Below are 16,919 nucleotides of genomic sequence, written 5' to 3'. Positions count from 1 at the left end.
GCGCGCCGAGGCGCGCCGCCGCCGCACTCAGACTTCTTCGACGCTCGAGGGCTCGCGACGGGAGAGGTCGATGCCGAGCTCCTCGGCGGCGCGGAAGACGTCCTCCTCCGCGTCCTTCAACGCGATGGCGGAGCCGTCCTGGGACAGCACCTCCACGTTGAGGCAGAGCGACTGCATCTCCTTGACGAGAACCTTGAACGACTCCGGGATACCCGAGTCGGGGATGTTCTCGCCCTTCACGATGGCCTCGTAGACCTTGACGCGACCGGGCACGTCGTCGGACTTGATCGTCAGGAGCTCCTGGAGGGCGTAGGCGGCGCCGTACGCCTCCATCGCCCACACCTCCATCTCGCCGAACCGCTGGCCACCGAACTGGGCCTTACCACCCAGGGGCTGCTGCGTGATCATCGAGTACGGACCGGTCGAACGCGCGTGGATCTTGTCGTCGACCAGGTGGTGGAGCTTGAGGATGTACATGTAGCCGACCGAGACCGGGTCCTTGAACGGCTCGCCGGAGCGACCGTCGAAGAGGCTGGCCTTGCCGCTCTCCTTGACCATCCGGACACCGTCGCGGTTGGGCAGGGTCTGACCGAGCAGGCCGGTGATCTCGTCCTCGCGGGCGCCGTCGAAGACGGGGGTCGCCAGCTTGGTGTTCGGCTCGGCCTGGTCGGCACCGATCGAGGTCAGGCGCTGGGCCCACTCCTCGTTCTTGAGGTCGGCGTCGATGTGCCAGCCCTGCTTGCCGAGCCAGCCCAGGTGCAGCTCGAGGATCTGACCGATGTTCATCCGTCGCGGCACACCCAGCGGGTTGAGCACGACGTCGACCGGCGTGCCGTCCTCCATGAACGGCATGTCCTCGATCGGCAGGATCTTGGCGATGACACCCTTGTTGCCGTGACGGCCGGCGAGCTTGTCACCCACGGAGATCTTGCGCTTCTGCGCGACGTACACGCGGACCAGCTGGTTGACACCCGGCGGGAGCTCGTCGCCCTCTTCGCGGTCGAAGACGCGGACGCCGATGACCGTGCCGGACTCACCGTGCGGGACCTTCATCGAGGTGTCGCGCACCTCGCGCGCCTTCTCACCGAAGATCGCGCGGAGCAGGCGCTCCTCGGGGGTCAGCTCGGTCTCACCCTTGGGCGTCACCTTGCCGACGAGGATGTCACCGGTGGTGACCTCCGCGCCGATCCGGATGATGCCGCGCTCGTCGAGGTCGGCGAGCATCTCCTCGCTGACGTTCGGGATGTCGCGGGTGATCTCCTCGGGCCCGAGCTTGGTGTCGCGGGCGTCGACCTCGTGCTCCTCGATGTGGATCGAGGTGAGGACGTCCTCCTGCACCAGGCGCTGGCTGAGGATGATCGCGTCCTCGTAGTTGTGGCCCTCCCACGGCATGAACGCCACGAGCAGGTTGGTGCCCAGCGCCATCTCGGCCATGTCGGTGCACGGACCGTCGGCGATCGGCGAGCCGGCCTCGACCCGGTCACCGGCGACGACCAGCGGGCGCTGGTTGATGCAGGTGCCCTGGTTGGAGCGCTTGAACTTCGCGAGCCGGTACGACGAGTAGGTGCCGTCGTCGTTCATGGTCTCGACGAGGTCCGCGGAGACCTCCTTGACCACACCGGCCTTGGTGGCGGTGACGACGTCGCCGGCGTCGACCGCGGCGCGGAACTCGATGCCGGTGCCGACGATCGGGCTGTCGCTCTTGATGAGCGGGACGGCCTGACGCTGCATGTTGGCGCCCATGAGCGCGCGGTTGGCGTCGTCGTGCTCGAGGAACGGGATCAGGGCCGTCGCGACCGACACCATCTGGCGCGGCGAGACGTCCATGTAGTCGACCTCGTCGGCCGTGATCTCGGAGACCTCGCCGTCGCGCTGGCGGACCAGCACCCGCTCCTCGGCGAAGCGGTTGTTGGCGTCGAGGGCCGCGTTGGCCTGCGCGATGACGTAGCGGTCCTCGTCGTCGGCGGTCAGGTAGTCGATCTGGTCGGTGACGACACCGTTCTCGACCTTGCGGTAGGGCGTCTCGACGAAGCCGAACGGGTTGATCCGCCCGTACGACGCGAGCGAGCCGATCAGACCGATGTTCGGGCCTTCCGGCGTCTCGATCGGGCACATCCGGCCGTAGTGCGACGGGTGGACGTCACGGACCTCCATGCCGGCGCGGTCACGGGAGAGACCACCCGGGCCGAGCGCGGAGAGGCGACGCTTGTGCGTCAGGCCCGCGATCGGGTTGGTCTGGTCCATGAACTGCGAGAGCTGCGAGGTGCCGAAGAACTCCTTCAGCGCCGCGACCACGGGACGGATGTTGATCAGGGACTGCGGCGTGATGGCCTCGACGTCCTGGGTCGTCATCCGCTCGCGGACCACGCGCTCCATGCGCGCCAGACCGGTGCGGAGCTGGTTCTGGATCAGCTCGCCGACCGTGCGCATGCGGCGGTTGCCGAAGTGGTCGATGTCGTCGGGGCTGATCTCGATGTCACCCTGGGGCGTCGAGAGCTCGGCCCGGCCGTCGTGCAGCGCCACGATGTAGCGGATCGTCGCGACCATGTCGGAGATCGTCATCGTCTGCTGGTCGAACGGCTGGTCCTGGCCCAGCTTCTTGTTGATCTTGTAGCGACCGACCTTGGCCAGGTCGTAGCGCTTCGGGTTGAAGTAGTAGTTCTTCAGCAGCGTCAGCGCGGCCTCACGCGTCGGCGGCTCGCCCGGGCGCAGCTTGCGGTAGATGTCGAGCAGGGCGTCGTCGGGACCCTGCGTGTTGTCCTTCTCCTCGGTCAGCTGGATCGACTCGAACTGACGCAGGTCGGCCATGACGGCCTCGTAGTCGTACTCCTCGCCGGTGTCCTCGGCGATGGCCTGGAGGGCCTTGAGCAGGACCGTGACGTTCTGCTTGCGCTTGCGGTCGAGGCGGACGCCGACCATGTCGCGCTTGTCGATCTCGAACTCCAGCCAGGCACCGCGGCTGGGGATCAGGCGGGCGGTGAAGATGTCCTTGTCGGACGTCTTGTCGGCCTGGCGCTCGAAGTACACGCCCGGCGAGCGGACGAGCTGGGAGACGACGACGCGCTCGGTGCCGTTGATGACGAAGGTGCCCTTGGGGGTCATCAGGGGGAAGTCGCCCATGAAGACCGTCTGGCCCTTGATCTCACCGGTCTCGTTGTTGGTGAACTCGGCCGAGACGTAGAGCGGCGCGGAGTAGGTGAGGTCCTTCTCCTTGCACTCGTCGACCGTGTACTTGGGGTCGTAGAAGACGGGGTTCTCGAACGAGAGCGACATCGTCTCGGAGAAGTCCTCGATCGGCGAGATCTCCTCGAAGATCTCCTCGAGACCGGACTTGTCGGACGCGTCCTGGCCCTCGGCCCGGCGGGCCTCGATCCGGGACTTGTGAGCCTCGTTTCCGATCAGCCAGTCGAAGCTGTCGGTCTGGAGCGAGAGGAGCTTCGGGAGCTCCATCGGCTCCTGGATCTTCGCAAACGAGATGCGGGACTTACCGGGGGTGGTGCGCGCGGCCAAGAGTTGTCCTTCGACGGGTTCGACTCTTCGAGAGCGCCCAAGCCCACCACGTCATCGGCCACCGGGCAGGCCGAAGCGCATCTGAGGGCAGGCGCAAGGAGCCACGATACACCAAAGGGGTGCGCTCGACAACGTACGGGTGCGCAACCTCACACAGCCGTTGAAGCGGTCCCGTCGTGCACAGGTGAAACCGGTCCGCCGATCATGCTGCGCCCGCCTCCGAAGGTCAAGCGGCCTCGCCGCGGGGCAGCGATCCGCTCACCCACAGGACGCGTCGGTGCACAGGTCCTCGAGCTGCCAGCGCTCGGCGCTGCCCGAGGCGCGCTTGAGCGAGAGCGTCGCCCACATCTGGAGCACGAAGGGCTTGCCGCCGGCCTTGGTGACGTACTGGTCGACGTAGACCACGACCGTGGCGCGGTCCCCCGCCGGGTCGACCCGGGTGAGGGCGGTCGCGCTGGCCTTGGCCTCGACGACGATCTGCTGGGACTCGGCTTCCTTGGTGATCTCGGGCCAGGCGCGGGCCTGCTTGTCGGCCAGCGTCGTGGTCATGTAGCCACGGTGGCGCTCGAGGTCGTCGGCCATCGTCTTGTAGTTGTACGACAGCACCGGCGCGACCATCTGCTCGGCGGCGCCCTCGGCCGAGAGCGCCGCGCGCTCGGCGCGGGTGTTGCGCTCGGAGACCGCCTTGGCGGTGTCGTCGCCGGTGGCGCCGGGCATGAGGAGCACGCCGACCGCGAGGGCCAGGGCGAGCAGCGCCACGACACCGACGGCGATCAGGGCGGTGGTCGAGGGGCCGGCGCCGGGCTGCGCGGCGGGCTTGCCCTCGGGCTCGTCGGCCGCGGCCGCGGTCGCCGGCGCGGGCGCCGGGGTGCCCGTGGGCTCGGGCTCGGGGGTGACCTCGGGCTCGGCAGCCTCTCGCTCGGCGGCCAGCTCCGCGTCGTAGGCGGCGCGGCGCTCGGCGTCGAGCAGCACCCCGGCGGCGTCGTTGAACGCCCGGAACCGGCGCTCGGTCGGGTCGAGGTCGGCGATCGCGGACTTCCACGCGGCGCGGATCTCGTCGGCGCTCGCGCTCTCGTCGACGTCGAGGAGGTCGTAGAGGTTGGTGCTCATCACTGACCCGCCGTTCCGGTCGGGCTGCCGGTCGGGCTGCCGGACGGGGTGCCGGACGGGCCGGCCCCGCCCGAGGGCGCCGGGCTCGGCGCGCCACCCTGCGGGATCGAGGCCTCACCGAACGAGGGCAGCTCGTCGTCGACGTCGTCGAGGTCGTCGACCAGCCAGCGGCCGTCCTGCTTGACCAGCGAGACCTCGTAGCGGAAGCGCAGCGGCTCGAACGGGATCCGCTCCCCCGCCTTCTTGGGGTCGGGGTAGGAGAACTCCACGACGCCGGCCACGAGCACCTGGGCGGAGTCGGCGTCGATCGACGCGATCCCGACCGCGTACGGCGTACCGGTCCGGTCGATCTGGGTCTGCTTGACGGTCTCCTCGGCATAGCCGACGTTCTTGTCGAAGACCGTGCGGAACTTGGCCGTCATCAGCCCACCGACCGCGGCGTAGTCGGGCATCTTGCCGGCGCTGTCGAGCAGCCCGGGCCCGTAGGTGTTGAACCGCTGGACGAAGGTGCGGGCCGCGGCGAGCGCCTTCTCGCGCTGGGCGGTCTCGTCCTTGGGCGGGTGGCGCAGGGAGCCGAGGTCGCCGTCGGCCTTGTCGACCACCACCCAGGCGGTGACGCCGAGGGAGGCGACCAGGACGCCGAGCAGGACCGCCATGACGATCCAGCGAAGCGTGGCGCGGGGCGCGGCGGGCCTCACCGGGTCGCGGTCGAGTCGAGCATCGGTTGGACGTACAGCCACTTCCACGAGTCCTCTCCCAGCGACGGCGGCGCCACGCTACCCCGGCGGGTGTCGGACGACGCGGGCGCACCCCAGCTCAGCTGGCCCGACTTCGTGTCGTAGCTGGCGACGACCGGGGAGGTCCCGTCGACGTCCGGTACGGCGCGCGGCAGGTTCTGGGTGCCGCGCGGGTTGCTCTTGGAGGCCGGCTCGGTGCAGCCGACGTTGGGCATCGGCGGGTTCTCGAAGCGGTCGGAGGGGCTCTTGCGCTTCTTGAGGTAGCCCGCGTAGCAGGGCGTGCTGTCGGGCGCGAGGACCAGGCCGAAGTGCGCGTCCCAGAAGCCGTTGGGGCTCTTGCCGACGGTGACGAAGCCGCCGACCACGGCGTAGGGGTAGACGACGAGCATCTGCTTGATCGCGGGGATGTGCTTGACCACGACCCGGCCGGTGGCGACCAGGTTGGCGAGCAGCTCGCTGAGCTCGACGCCGTTCTGCTCCAGGAAGGTGCGCAGCTGGGTGGCCGCGGCCGAGCCGGAGTCGATCACCTTGCGCAGCTGCGGATCGGCGCCGGCGAGGGCGCCGCTGAAGAGCGAGAGCTGGCTGGCGAAGGTGCGCAGCGAGGACTCGGTCGCGAGCTGGCCGTTGAGGACGGTGTTGCTGTCCTTGATCAGCGCCGAGGTGATGTCGAAGTTGTCGTTGGCGGTCTCGATGAACGAGTTGCCGGTGTCGATGATCTTCTGCAGGTCGGGGCCGGTGCCGCCGAAGGCCTTGCCGAGCTCCTCGACCGTGGTCCGCAGCGAGTCCCGGTCGACGCTGGCGACCGTCGCGGAGAGGTCGCCGAGCAGCTTCTCGGTGGCGATGGGCGTGGCGACGTCGTCGAGCTGGGAGCCGTCGACGAGGTAGGGACCCTTGTCGGTCTGGGGCTGCAGCTCGACGTACTGCTCACCGACGGCGGAGCGGTTGCCGACCAGCGCGATGCTGTCGCGCGGGATCTTGTCCCACTTCTTCTCGATCTCGAGCTGGACGTCGACGCCCTTGTCGGTGAGGACCAGGTCGCCGACCGTGCCGATGCCGACACCGCGGTAGGTCACCTCGGCACCGGTGAAGATGCCGCCGGACTGTGGGTAGTGCGCGGTGACCGTGTAGGAGCGGTCGACCACGAGCCGGTCGAGCTTGGCGTAGCGGGCGCCCACGAACGAGACGCCGAGCAGCGTGATGATCGCGAAGACGATCAGCTGGATCCGGGTACGACGGGTGATCATCGGCTGGTCCCCCCGGTCGTCGTGGCGCCACCGGGCGCGGCCACCAGCGGGCCGGCGTAGGCCCGGAGCAGGTTGGCGTCGTAGGCGTCGTCGAAGTCGGCCCACATCACGTCGGCCTCGCTGCTGCCGCCCGGAGCGGGCCGGCCGAGGCCGCCGCCCTTGAGCACGTTGTTGAGCAGCTGGCTGAGCGGGTCGGTGCCGGCACTGGCCTTGTCCCCGCTGGTGGCACCCGGCTTGTTGCCGACCAGGCCGCACAGCAGCTTGACCGCCGCGCAGACGTTGTCGAAGAGGTACTTCGGGAGCTGGCGGCAGGCATCGATGTTGACCGGCGTCCGCAGGCACCCCTGGAGCGTCTGGAAGACGCCGTTGCAGAGGTTCTTGAGGTTGATCAGCTGGTCGAGCGGACTGTCGGGCAGCAGGTTGATCGGGATGCACGGGATGTCCGGCAGCGCGAGGTTGTTGAAGTCGAGCTGCAGGTCGATCGACAGGTTGACGTAGTCGCCCATGTGCAGGTTCTCGGCGACCCGCGGGTCGCGGCCGACCGACTCGTCGATGAACGGGTAGGTCAGGAACGTGCTGAAGCCCTTGACGAAGTCGTCGCCGGCCTTGGCCAGCTGGGTGAGCACCGGGTCGAGCGAGCGGAGCGAGTCGACCGTCGTGGCCTGCGTGGTCTGGATGACCCGGACGCCGACGTCGCTGAGCTTGGTCAGCCCGTCGAGCATCGCGACGAGGTCCTCGCGCTGGCTGTCGAGCGAGTCGAGCGCGCTGGGCAGCTCGTCGAGCGCCGCATCGATGCTCTTCTGGTGCTTGCGCGCGGTGAGCGCGAGCCGGTTGACCGACTCGATCGCGCGCACGATGTCCTGCTTGCGCTGGTCGAGCTGGCCCATCAGCGACGAGACCTGGGTGAGCACGGACTTGGCCGAGCCCTCGCGGCCCTCGAGGGCGAGGTTGAGCTCGGAGGAGATCGTCTTGAGCTGGGCGACGCCGCCGCCGTTGAGCACCAGGCTCAGCGCGCTCAGCACGTCCTCGACCTCGGGGTTGTGGCCGCCGTCGGGGATCAGGTCGCCGTCGGAGAGCCGGCCCTTGGCGCCGGACGTCGGCGTGGCCAGCGAGACGAACTTCTCGCCGAGCAGGCTGGTCTGGCGGATCGTGGCGACCGCGTTGTCGGGCAGGTCGACGTCCTTGCGGAGCTCGAGCTCGACCACGGCCTGGTAGCCGTCGAGGGTCACCTTGGTCACCTGGCCGACCGCGACGTCGTTGACCTTGACCGAGGACTTCGGCACCAGGTCGAGGACGTCGGGGAAGCGGACCTTGACGTGGATCGGGTCCTTGCCGGTGTCGGCGCCACCGGGCAGCGGCAGCGAGTAGACGTCGAAGTTGCAGCCGGTGAGCAGCAGCAGGCCGGCGCCGAGAGCGGCGACCGCACGGGTACGGCGGCCCAGGCGCGCGCGCAGGCGGGTCGTCATCGGTCCACCTCCACCAGGCCGTTGAGGGTCGGGTCGTACTGCTTGCCGGACCACGAGCCGGTCCCGAACGGCGCACCGCGGGGCAGCAGCTTGTCGACCAGCTTGCACAGGTCGCCCTTCTTGTCGACGCCCGAGACCAGGGCGCACACGACGGCGCCCGGGTTGGAGGTCAGCTCGTGGAGGATGTTGCCCAGGTTGGCGTTGGTGTCGAGCGTGCCGTCCTTGGGGTTGTACGTGTGGTACAGGTTCGTCAGCGCGAGCGGACCGGCCTGGAGCAGCTCGTCGAGCGCGGCGCGCTGGCGCACCAGCACCTTGGCGACCCGGTTGACGTCCTTGATGTTGCGACCGAGGACGGCCCGGTTGTCCTTGACGAACGTGGCGACCTCGCCGAGCGCCGTACCGAGGTTGCCCAGGGCGGTGGTCAGCTCCTGGCGCTCGTCGGCGAGCAGGCTGGAGACGTTGCCGAGGGACTTGTTGAAGTCGCGCACGGTCGTGTCGTTGTCGGCCAGCGTCTTGATGAACGACTCGAGCTGGGCGGTCGACTCGAAGAGCTCGTCCTTGTTGTTGTCGAGCGTCTCGCTGAGCCGGCCGAAGTCCTTGATCGTCTGGTGGAAGTTGGCGCCCTGGCCGCCGAAGTTGCGGGCGGTCTGCTCCAGCAGGTCGGTGAGCGCACCGTCCTTGTTGGCGCCGTTGGGCCCCAGGGCCACCGTCAGCTTGTCGATGCTGGAGTAGATCTGGTCGAGCTCGAGCGGGACGGCGGTCTTGGCGACCTCGATGACCGTGTTGTCGGCCATCTCCTCGTCCCCCTTCTCGAAGGCGGGCGAGAGCTGGATGTAGCGGTCCCCCACGACCGACGGCGAGACGATCACCGCGTCGGCGTCGGCCGGCACCTTGACGTCGGAGTCGTAGGACATGACGACCTTGACCTTGGTGCCCGCGGGGGTCACCTCGTCGACCTGGCCGACCCGGACGCCGAGCACCCGCAGGTCGCTGCCCTCGTAGACCGACACGGCCCGCGGGAAGTACGCCGTCACGGTCTTGCTGTCGCCCTTGCCGCCGAACATCCACACCACGCCGGCGACGACGAGGAGTCCGATGACGGCCAGCGGGAGCCAGCGGCGCAGCCCGGTCACTGGCCCACCGTCCCCGGGACGGGCGGCAGGTTGAAGATGTAGGTGTCGAACCACGGGCCGCTGCCGAGCGTGCTCGCGAAGACCCGGTAGAAGGGCGCCATCGTCGCGATCGAGTCCTCGAGGTTGTTCTCGTTCTTCTTGATCACCTGGAGCACCGAGTCGAGGTGGTCGAGCGCCGGCTTGAGGTCGGCGCGGCTGTCCCGGATCAGGCCGGTCAGCTTGGTGCTCAGCGTCGAGGTCGAGACCAGCAGCCGGTGGATCTGCTCCTTGCGCTGCAGCAGCGCGGTGAACAGCGTGTCGGCGTCGCCCATCAGCGCGACGATGTCCTCGTCGCGCGAGTCGAGCACGGTCGAGACCCGGTGCAGGTTCTGCAGCAGCGAGCCGATCTCCTTGTCGCGCGAGGCGACGGTGTCGGCCAGCGCGGACAGGCCGGTGAGCGCCTTGCGGAAGTCCTCGGGCGTGTTGCGGGTCAGGTCGGCCAGCGTCGTCAGCGACGCGGCGAGCTGGTCGGTGTCGATGTCGGCGGAGGTCTCGGCGAGGCCGGTGAAGGCGTCGACCACGTCGTACGGCGAGCTGGTCCGCTCGACCGGGATCGTGGTGCCCTCGGCGAGCTGGCCGCTGCCGGCCGGCTCGAGCGCGAGGAACATCGAGCCGAGGATCGTCTTGACCTTGATGTCGGCCCGGGTCTCGTCGCCGAAGGCGGCGTCGGACTTGATCTTGAAGCCGACCTTGACCGAGTTGCCGTCGAGGTCCATCGAGGTCACCTGGCCGACGCGGACGCCGGCGATGCGGACCTCGTCCTTGACCTTGAGCCCGCCCGCCTCGGAGAACGAGGCGTAGTAGGTGTCGCCGCCACCGATCAGCGGCAGGTCCTGGGCGCGGAACGCCGCGACCAGGCCGAGCACCAGCACGGCGATGCTGACCATGCCGATGATGACGGGGTTGCGCTCGCGGAACGGCTTCGTCACTGACCCACCTCCCGCTGGAGCGAGCACCGGTCGGCGGCCACCTTGTAGGCGACCGGCGGGAGCGGCTTCTTCGCGCCCGGCAGCGTGATCGTGGCCTTGAAGTGGCACAGGTAGAAGTTGAACCAGGAGCCGTAGGTCGCCGTCCGGCCGATCTTGGTGAGCTTGATCGGGAGCACCTGCAGGGAGCGGTCGATCTCCTTGCGGTTGCGGTCGAGGTTGCCGGCGAGCTTGCGCAGCTCCTTGATGTCCTTGACGAACGGGTCCTTGATGTCGGTCACCAGGGCCGCGGTCTGCACCGAGAGGTCCGAGATCGAGTCGAGCGAGGAGAGGATCGCCTCGCGGTCGTCGTTGAGGCCGCCCACGAGCGAGCGGAAGCTGTCGATGAGCCGGGTCAGCTGCTTGTCGCGGTCGGCGACGTGGCCCAGGACGTAGTCGAGGTTCTCGATCAGGTCGCCGATCACCTGGTCGCGGTCGGCCAGCGTCTGGGTGACCGACGCGGTGCTCGACAGCAGCCCCTGGACGGTGCCGCCCTCGCCCTGGAAGACCTGGACGATCTCGTAGGAGAGCTTGTTGATGTCGTCGGGCGAGAGCGCCTGGAAGAGCGGCTTGAAGCCGTTGAAGAGCACCGTCAGGTCGAGCGCGGCCTCGGTGTTGCCCATCGCGATCGTGTCGCCCTCGCCGAGGCGACCGCCGCCGGCGGTGCCCTCCTGGGTCAGCGAGATGTAGCGCTGGCCGATCAGGTTCCGGTAGCGGATCCGGGCGTGGGTCGCGCCGTCGAGGACCGTGTCGGCGTCGACCTTGAAGGTGACCCGGGCCCGGTGGGCGCCCTTGACCTCGACACCTTCGACGGAGCCGACCTTGACGCCGGCGATCCGGATGTCGTCGCCCTTGTTGACGCCCGTCGCGTCGGTGAAGTCGGCGGAGTACTGCTTCGTGCTGCCGAAGGACAGGTTGCCGATCGTCACGATCAGCACGCCGGTCGCGAGCGCCGTGGTGACCATGAAGATCACCAGCCGGACGAGCGCGCCGCTGGTCTGCTTGTCGAGGCCCCGGATCATCGCGTGGCTCCCTGGGCGAGCAGCGGGCCGGTCAGCAGGACGTTGAGGTCGGAGCCCGCGCCGTCGTACTCGGCGTCGAGGGCGCCGCGCAGCGCGGTCACGTCGTCCGGGGTGCCCTGGTAGCCGGCGCCGGGACGCAGGTTGCCCTTGCCGGTGTTGCCGTTGATGCCGTCGTTGAGCTTGGGCAGCGGGCCGTGCGGGTTCTCCTGGCTCCACACCGGGTTGGGCAGGCCGAGGCAGTCGGGGCCGCGGTCGTCACCGAAGATCGGCTTGTCCTTGGCGGTGTACTTGCGCGGCTGGTCCTGCAGCGTCTCGAGCACGATGTGCAGCTCGTAGCCGCGGAACGCCTGGGCGAGCCGGCCCTGGACGGTGGTGATCGCCTTGGCCATGCACGGGATCTCGGGTGCGTAGCGCGCCAGTGCCCGCAGGATCGGCGTGCTCAGCCGCCCGGCCTCCTCGAGCCGCTCGGCGTTGGCGTCGAGGAAGGAGCGCGCGGTGTCGGAGAAGGTCCGCACGTCGCGCAGGGTCGCGCGCAGCGAGGCCTCGCGCTCCTCGATGGTGCCGGTGGTCTTCACGGTGTCGTCGAGGATCTGGGCCACCTGGGGAAGGATGTCGGCGTAGGTGTCGGAGACGTCGGCGGTGAGCTTGAGGTCCTCGAGCAGCGCCGGGATCTGCGGGTTGAGCCGCTTGAGGTAGGAGTCGAGCACCTCGAGGTTCTTGCCCAGCTGCTCGCCGCGGCCCTCGAGCGCGGTCGCGAGCGCGGTCAGCGTCATGTTGAGGTCGGCCGGGCGCACCGTCTGGAGCAGCGGGTAGAGGTCGGAGAGGACCTCCTCGAGCTCGGTGCTGACCACCGTGCGGTCGATGGTCGCGCCGGCGCGCATCGTGCCCGACGGGCCGCTGTCGGGGATGACGAGCGAGACGTACTTCTCGCCGAAGAGCGTCTTGGGCACGATCGAGCCGGTCACGTTGGCCGGGACCACGCCGATCTTGTCGCGGTAGAGGCCGAGGGTGATCTTGGCGCCGCCGGCGTCGCCGGCCTCGGTGGCGAGCACCTCGCCCACGATCACGCCGCGGACCTTGACGTCGGCCCGGTTCGGCAGCTGCAGGCCGATGTTGGTGGTCTCGAGGGTGACCCGGTCATAGCTCGTGAACTTCTTGGTGAACGTCGCGTAGGTCAGCCAGACGCCGACCAGCAGCAGGCACACGAAGACGACACCGAGCACGCGGTGGGCGGAGAGCACGCGGTTCATCGTCGCCTCACCCCGCCAGTCGCACGGTGGTCGAGGCGCCCCAGATCGCCATGGACAGGAAGAGGTCGATCACGTTGATCGCGACGATGCTCGTCCGCACCGCACGACCCACCGCGACGCCCACGCCGGCCGGACCGCCGGAGGCCGTGTAGCCGTGGTAGCAGTGGATGAGGATGACGACCACCGCGAACACCAGCACCTTGCCGAAGGACCACAGCACGTCGCCGGGTGGCAGGAATTGGTTGAAGTAGTGGTCGTAGGTTCCTGATGACTGCCCGTAGAACTGGGTGACCACCAGGCGGCTCGCGACGTACGACGAGAGCAGGCCGACGACGTACAAGGGGACGATGGCGATCAGGCCGCCGATCACCCGCGTGGTGACCAGGAACTGCATCGACGGGATCGCCATCACCTCGACGGCGTCGATCTCCTCGGAGATCCGCATCGCGCCCAGCTGGGCGGTGAAGCCGCAGCCGACCGTCGCGGCGAGCGCGATGCCCGCCACCAGCGGGGCGATCTCGCGGGTGTTGAAGTACGCCGAGACGAAGCCGGAGAACGCCGCGGTGCCGAGCTGGTTGAGCGCGGCGTACCCGGAGAGCCCGACCTGGGCCCCGGTGAAGAAGGTCATGCCGATGATGACGCCGACCGTGCCGCCGATGACCGCCAGCGCGCCCGAGCCGAGGGTGACCTCGGCCAGGATGCGCAGGATCTCGCGCGGGTAGCGGCGTACCGACCGGGGCAGCGCGATGAGGACCTTGAGGTAGAAGGACAGCTCGTGACCGAGGTTGTCCAGGCCCTTCATCGGCCGGTCGTAGATCGCCTTGATGCTCGCCATGTCCGCTCCCCTAACCCGTCTTCGGCGGGACGACCTGGAGATAGATCGTGCTCAGGGTGAAGTTGACGACGAACAGCAGCAGGAAGGTGATGACCACGGACTCGTTGACGGCATCGCCCACGCCCTTGGGGCCGCCACCGGCGTTCATGCCCTTGTAGGCGGCGACGATCGCGGCGATGAGTCCGAAGACCAGCGCCTTGATCATGCCGATCCACACGTCCGGTAGCTGGGCGAGCGCGGTGAAGCTGGCCAGGTACGCGCCCGGCGTACCGTCTTGGAGGATGACGTTGAAGACGTAGCCGCCGGCCACGCCGACGACGCTGACCATGCCGTTGAGGAAGACCGCCACGAGCATGCACGCCAGCACCCGGGGCACGACGAGGCGCTGGATCGGATCGATGCCCAGCACCATCATCGCGTCGAGCTCTTCACGGATCTTGCGCGCGCCGAGGTCGGCCGCGATCGCCGACCCGCCGGCCCCCGCGATCAGCAACGCCGTCGCGATCGGCCCCGCCTGCTGGATGACCGCCAGCACCGACGCCGAGCCGGTGAACGACTGGGCACCGAACTGCTTGATCAGGCCACCGACCTGGAGCGCGATGACCGCGCCGAACGGGATGGCGACGAGCGCGGTCGGGATGATCGTGACCGAGGCGATGAACCACGCCTGCTGGATGAACTCCCGCGTCTGGAACGGTCGCCGGAAGAGCCCGCGACCGACGTCCAGCGCGAAGGCGAACAGCTTGCCCGCCGTACCGAAGGGGGCGATGACACGTGCAGCGGTCAGCGACACCTACCGCCCCTTTCCATCCTGATGCTGTCTCCTCGATCCGTTCCCGTGGTGCGCCGCGCGCCGGCTCAGCTCTGCTGCTGTCCCGCCGCGTGCTCGGCCTCGCGGGTGAACGACCCCGGAGGCGGCGTGATCCCGTTGGCCCGGCACCAGGCACCCGGCTCGGCCTGCGCCCGGCGCGGGATGCCGTTGGAGGGCTCCATCTGGAGCGGGATCGGCGGCAGCGGCGGCAGGTCCATGTCCTTCTCGGCCTCCAGCTGGTCGGCGTCCTTCTCCTCCGACATGCCGATCGGCCCGATCGTCTGCGCGTTGAGGAACTGGCGCACGACAGGCTCGTCCGAGGACAGCAGCATCTCGCGCGGCCCGTACATCGCCAGGTGCTTGTGGTACAGCAGACCGATCTGGTCCGGCACCACCCGCACACTGTGGATGTCGTGGGTCACGATGAGGAAGGTCGCGTCGATCTGGGCGTTGAGGTCGACGAAGAGCTGGTTGATGAACGACGTACGCACCGGGTCGAGACCGGAGTCCGGCTCGTCGATCAGCAGGATCTCGGGGTCCAGCACCAGCGCCCGGGCCAGACCGGCCCGCTTGCGCATACCACCGGAGATCTCACCGGGAAGCTTGTCCTCGGCCCCGAGCAGACCGACCATGTCCATCTTCTCCATGACGATGTCACGGATCTCGGACTCGGACTTCTTGGTGTGCTCGCGCAGCGGGAAGGCGACGTTGTCGAAGAGGTTCATCGAGCCGAACATCGCGCCGTCCTGGAACAGCACGCCGAACAGCTTGCGGATCTCGTAGAGCTCCTTCTCGGAGCACGACGCGATGTCGGTGCCCTCGATCACGATGGAGCCCTCGTCGGGCTTGATCAGGCCGATCAGCGCCTTGAGGAAGACGGACTTGCCGGTACCCGACGGCCCGAGCATCACCGAGATCTCGCCCGCCGGAAGGGTCAGCGACACGCCCTTCCAGATGAGCTGCTTCCCGAACTGCTTCGTCAGGTTCGTCACCTGTACGTCGACGCCCATGATTGACCTCTCCCTCGTCCGCCTGCCGGCCCAGGCTGCGTAGGAACAACGCAGCCGCGTGGCGCACGTTACGCGGCATCCGTGGCATGCGTCACGCCTACCCGACCATCGAGACCCGCAAAGTACTGACGAGTAGCTCTAGCGTCCAACTCACGAGTAGTGCTAGCCCTCACCCACCCACGAAGTGCGCCGGTTGCTGGGTCGAAGTACGCCGGTTGCCCCAGCAAGTCCCCCACCTCGAGCCAGCAACCGTCCCACTTCGGACCAGCAACCCGCGCACTTCGCGCAGCAAAAACAGCACGAGGCGGGCCCCCGAAGGGACCCGCCTCGTGCCAGCGAGCTATCCGGCCGCTACGCCCACCCGGAGGCGGCGCGGCGACCGGAGGAGATCACTTGAGGGTGACGGTGGCGCCGGCGCCCTCGAGGGCCTCCTTGGCCTTGTCAGCCGTCTCCTTGTTGACCTTCTCGAGGATCGCCTTCGGGGCGCCCTCGACGAGGTCCTTGGCCTCCTTGAGACCGAGGGAGGTCAGCGCGCGGACCTCCTTGATGACGTTGATCTTCTTGTCACCGGCAGCCTCGAGGACGACGTCGAACTCGTCCTGCGCAGCGGCGGCGTCGTCGCCACCCGCGGCACCGCCGGCGGCGGGAGCGGCGGCAACGGCGACCGGGGCGGCGGCGGTGACGCCGAAGGTCTCCTCGAACTGCTTCACGAACTCGGAGAGCTCGATGAGGGTCATCTCCTTGAACGCGTCGAGGAGCTCGTCGGTGGTGAGCTTCGCCATGGTGGCGTCTCCTTCTTGGTGCTTGTGGCCCGCGGACGCGGACCGGGTTTCAGGTGGTGGTACGTCGGCCTGGGCTCAGGCGTCGGCGGAGTCGGCAGCCTCGTCAGCGGCAGCCTCGGGGGCCTCGGGGGCCTCCTCGGCGGCAGCCTCGTCGGCGGCCGGGGTCTCCTCGGCAGCGGCCGGCGTACCGGCACCACCTGCGAGGATCGTGGGGTCCTCCTGGGCCTTCGCCTCCAGGGCACCGGCGAGCCGGGCAGCCTGGGCGAGCGGGGCGTTGAGGAGGTAGACGGCCTGGCTGAGCGAAGCGAGCATCGCGCCCGCCAGCTTGCCGAGGAGCACCTCGCGCGACTCGAGATCGGCCAGCTTGGCGATCTCCTTCGCGTCGAGGAGGTTGCCGTCCAGAACGCCACCCTTGATCACGAGGGTGGGGTTCGCCTTGGCAAAGTCACGCAGACCCTTGGCAGCCTCGACGACGTCGCCCTTGATGAAGGCGATGGCGGTCGGGCCGGTGAGGAGCTCGTCGAAGCCCTCGATGCCCGCCTCCGTGGCGGCGAGCTTGGCCAGCGTGTTCTTGACCACGGCGTAGTTGGCGTTCGCACCGAGGGAGCGGCGAAGGTCCTGCAGCTCCTTGACGGTGAGACCGCGGTACTCGGTCAGCACAGCGCCAGCGGACTCGCTGAAGGACTCAGCGATCTCCGCGACGGCGGCCTGCTTGTCTGCCCGCGCCATGGGTCTCCTTCCAGTGGTTACCACCGCGAAGGGCCCCGATACGACGAACGCCCCGAGCGCAGGCGCTCAGGGCGTGGACTTCGGGCACCTCGCGGTACCCGGGTCGTGCTCTGATCCCCTGCGCAGGCCGTCCGCGATGTCTCGCGGATCCTTCGGTCAGGGCTGGGAGCCCAGACGACCGGCGGTCTTAAGGTTTCAGTCGGCAACGGTACGGCGCCCGCCGCGCCGCACCAAATCGGCGCCCACTCCCCTGCCCCACGGTTTGCGCCTGGTCGC

At 68.7% G+C, this 16,919-nt stretch carries 14 protein-coding genes; all 14 read right to left on the bottom strand.

Features of this window, described 5'->3' with window-relative positions; translation table 11 throughout:
- Positions 1 to 27: 27 nt before the first annotated feature.
- Positions 28 to 3,450: a DNA-directed RNA polymerase subunit beta gene (rpoB, locus tag M0M48_RS28615; RefSeq protein WP_252372840.1), complete on the bottom strand. Its 3,423-nt coding sequence runs from the start codon at positions 3,448 to 3,450 to the stop codon at positions 28 to 30.
- A gap of 318 nt (positions 3,451 to 3,768) precedes the next feature.
- Positions 3,769 to 4,620: a J domain-containing protein gene (locus M0M48_RS28610; RefSeq protein ID WP_257753728.1), complete on the bottom strand. Its 852-nt coding sequence runs from the start codon at positions 4,618 to 4,620 to the stop codon at positions 3,769 to 3,771.
- Positions 4,620 to 5,276 carry a hypothetical protein gene (locus tag M0M48_RS28605; protein ID WP_257753727.1) on the bottom strand — a complete coding sequence of 219 codons (657 nt, stop codon included), beginning with the start codon at positions 5,274 to 5,276 and terminating at the stop codon, positions 4,620 to 4,622. Before M0M48_RS28605 ends, M0M48_RS28610 begins: the two co-directional genes overlap by 1 nt.
- Positions 5,277 to 5,314: 38 nt before the next feature.
- Positions 5,315 to 6,601: an MlaD family protein gene (locus M0M48_RS28600; RefSeq protein WP_257753726.1), complete on the bottom strand. Its 1,287-nt coding sequence runs from the start codon at positions 6,599 to 6,601 to the stop codon at positions 5,315 to 5,317.
- On the bottom strand, positions 6,598 to 8,067 hold the full coding sequence (locus M0M48_RS28595) for an MCE family protein (protein ID WP_257753725.1): 1,470 nt from the start codon (positions 8,065 to 8,067) through the stop codon (positions 6,598 to 6,600). The genes M0M48_RS28600 and M0M48_RS28595 overlap by 4 nt, the downstream gene beginning before the upstream one ends.
- On the bottom strand, positions 8,064 to 9,200 hold the full coding sequence (locus M0M48_RS28590) for an MCE family protein (protein WP_257753724.1): 1,137 nt from the start codon (positions 9,198 to 9,200) through the stop codon (positions 8,064 to 8,066). Before M0M48_RS28590 ends, M0M48_RS28595 begins: the two co-directional genes overlap by 4 nt.
- Positions 9,197 to 10,168: an MCE family protein gene (locus M0M48_RS28585; RefSeq protein WP_257753723.1), complete on the bottom strand. Its 972-nt coding sequence runs from the start codon at positions 10,166 to 10,168 to the stop codon at positions 9,197 to 9,199. Before M0M48_RS28585 ends, M0M48_RS28590 begins: the two co-directional genes overlap by 4 nt.
- Complete coding sequence (locus M0M48_RS28580; RefSeq protein ID WP_257753722.1) at positions 10,165 to 11,226, bottom strand: MCE family protein; 1,062 nt, start codon at positions 11,224 to 11,226, stop codon at positions 10,165 to 10,167. Before M0M48_RS28580 ends, M0M48_RS28585 begins: the two co-directional genes overlap by 4 nt.
- On the bottom strand, positions 11,223 to 12,476 hold the full coding sequence (locus M0M48_RS28575; protein WP_257753721.1) for an MCE family protein: 1,254 nt from the start codon (positions 12,474 to 12,476) through the stop codon (positions 11,223 to 11,225). The genes M0M48_RS28580 and M0M48_RS28575 overlap by 4 nt, the downstream gene beginning before the upstream one ends.
- A gap of 7 nt (positions 12,477 to 12,483) precedes the next feature.
- Positions 12,484 to 13,311, bottom strand: a complete 828-nt coding sequence (locus M0M48_RS28570) for an MlaE family ABC transporter permease (protein ID WP_215813496.1) — start codon at positions 13,309 to 13,311, stop codon at positions 12,484 to 12,486.
- Between the two features lie 10 nt (positions 13,312 to 13,321).
- On the bottom strand, positions 13,322 to 14,104 hold the full coding sequence (locus M0M48_RS28565; RefSeq protein WP_374196981.1) for an MlaE family ABC transporter permease: 783 nt from the start codon (positions 14,102 to 14,104) through the stop codon (positions 13,322 to 13,324).
- Positions 14,105 to 14,169: 65 nt separating this feature from the next.
- Positions 14,170 to 15,132: an ABC transporter ATP-binding protein gene (locus M0M48_RS28560; RefSeq protein WP_038676937.1), complete on the bottom strand. Its 963-nt coding sequence runs from the start codon at positions 15,130 to 15,132 to the stop codon at positions 14,170 to 14,172.
- Between the two features lie 389 nt (positions 15,133 to 15,521).
- Positions 15,522 to 15,914 carry a 50S ribosomal protein L7/L12 gene (gene rplL / locus M0M48_RS28555; protein ID WP_215813497.1) on the bottom strand — a complete coding sequence of 131 codons (393 nt, stop codon included), beginning with the start codon at positions 15,912 to 15,914 and terminating at the stop codon, positions 15,522 to 15,524.
- 75 nt (positions 15,915 to 15,989) lie between these two features.
- Positions 15,990 to 16,643, bottom strand: coding sequence for a 50S ribosomal protein L10 (gene rplJ, locus M0M48_RS28550; protein ID WP_257753720.1), 654 nt, complete (start codon positions 16,641 to 16,643; stop codon positions 15,990 to 15,992).
- Positions 16,644 to 16,919: the final 276 nt, after the last annotated feature.

Source organism: Pimelobacter simplex (assembly GCF_024662235.1).
Classification (GTDB): Bacteria; Actinomycetota; Actinomycetes; order Propionibacteriales; family Nocardioidaceae; genus Nocardioides.
Note: the sequence above shows the minus strand (reverse complement) of the source record. Positions and strands in the feature narration are given on the sequence as shown.

Excerpts from the sequence above, each read along its gene's own strand:
- rpoB (WP_252372840.1), bottom strand. The coding sequence starts at position 3,450 with ATGGAGCTCCCGAAGCTCCTCTCGCTCCAGACCGACAGCTTCGACTGG.
- M0M48_RS28575 (WP_257753721.1), bottom strand. The coding sequence starts at position 12,476 with ATGAACCGCGTGCTCTCCGCCCACCGCGTGCTCGGTGTCGTCTTCGTG.
- M0M48_RS28560 (WP_038676937.1), bottom strand. The coding sequence starts at position 15,132 with ATGGGCGTCGACGTACAGGTGACGAACCTGACGAAGCAGTTCGGGAAG.
- M0M48_RS28570 (WP_215813496.1), bottom strand. The coding sequence starts at position 13,311 with ATGGCGAGCATCAAGGCGATCTACGACCGGCCGATGAAGGGCCTGGAC.
- rplL (WP_215813497.1), bottom strand. The coding sequence starts at position 15,914 with ATGGCGAAGCTCACCACCGACGAGCTCCTCGACGCGTTCAAGGAGATG.
- M0M48_RS28600 (WP_257753726.1), bottom strand. The coding sequence starts at position 6,601 with ATGATCACCCGTCGTACCCGGATCCAGCTGATCGTCTTCGCGATCATC.
- rplJ (WP_257753720.1), bottom strand. The coding sequence starts at position 16,643 with ATGGCGCGGGCAGACAAGCAGGCCGCCGTCGCGGAGATCGCTGAGTCC.
- M0M48_RS28580 (WP_257753722.1), bottom strand. The coding sequence starts at position 11,226 with ATGATCCGGGGCCTCGACAAGCAGACCAGCGGCGCGCTCGTCCGGCTG.
- M0M48_RS28595 (WP_257753725.1), bottom strand. The coding sequence starts at position 8,067 with ATGACGACCCGCCTGCGCGCGCGCCTGGGCCGCCGTACCCGTGCGGTC.
- M0M48_RS28605 (WP_257753727.1), bottom strand. The coding sequence starts at position 5,276 with ATGGCGGTCCTGCTCGGCGTCCTGGTCGCCTCCCTCGGCGTCACCGCC.
- M0M48_RS28610 (WP_257753728.1), bottom strand. The coding sequence starts at position 4,620 with ATGAGCACCAACCTCTACGACCTCCTCGACGTCGACGAGAGCGCGAGC.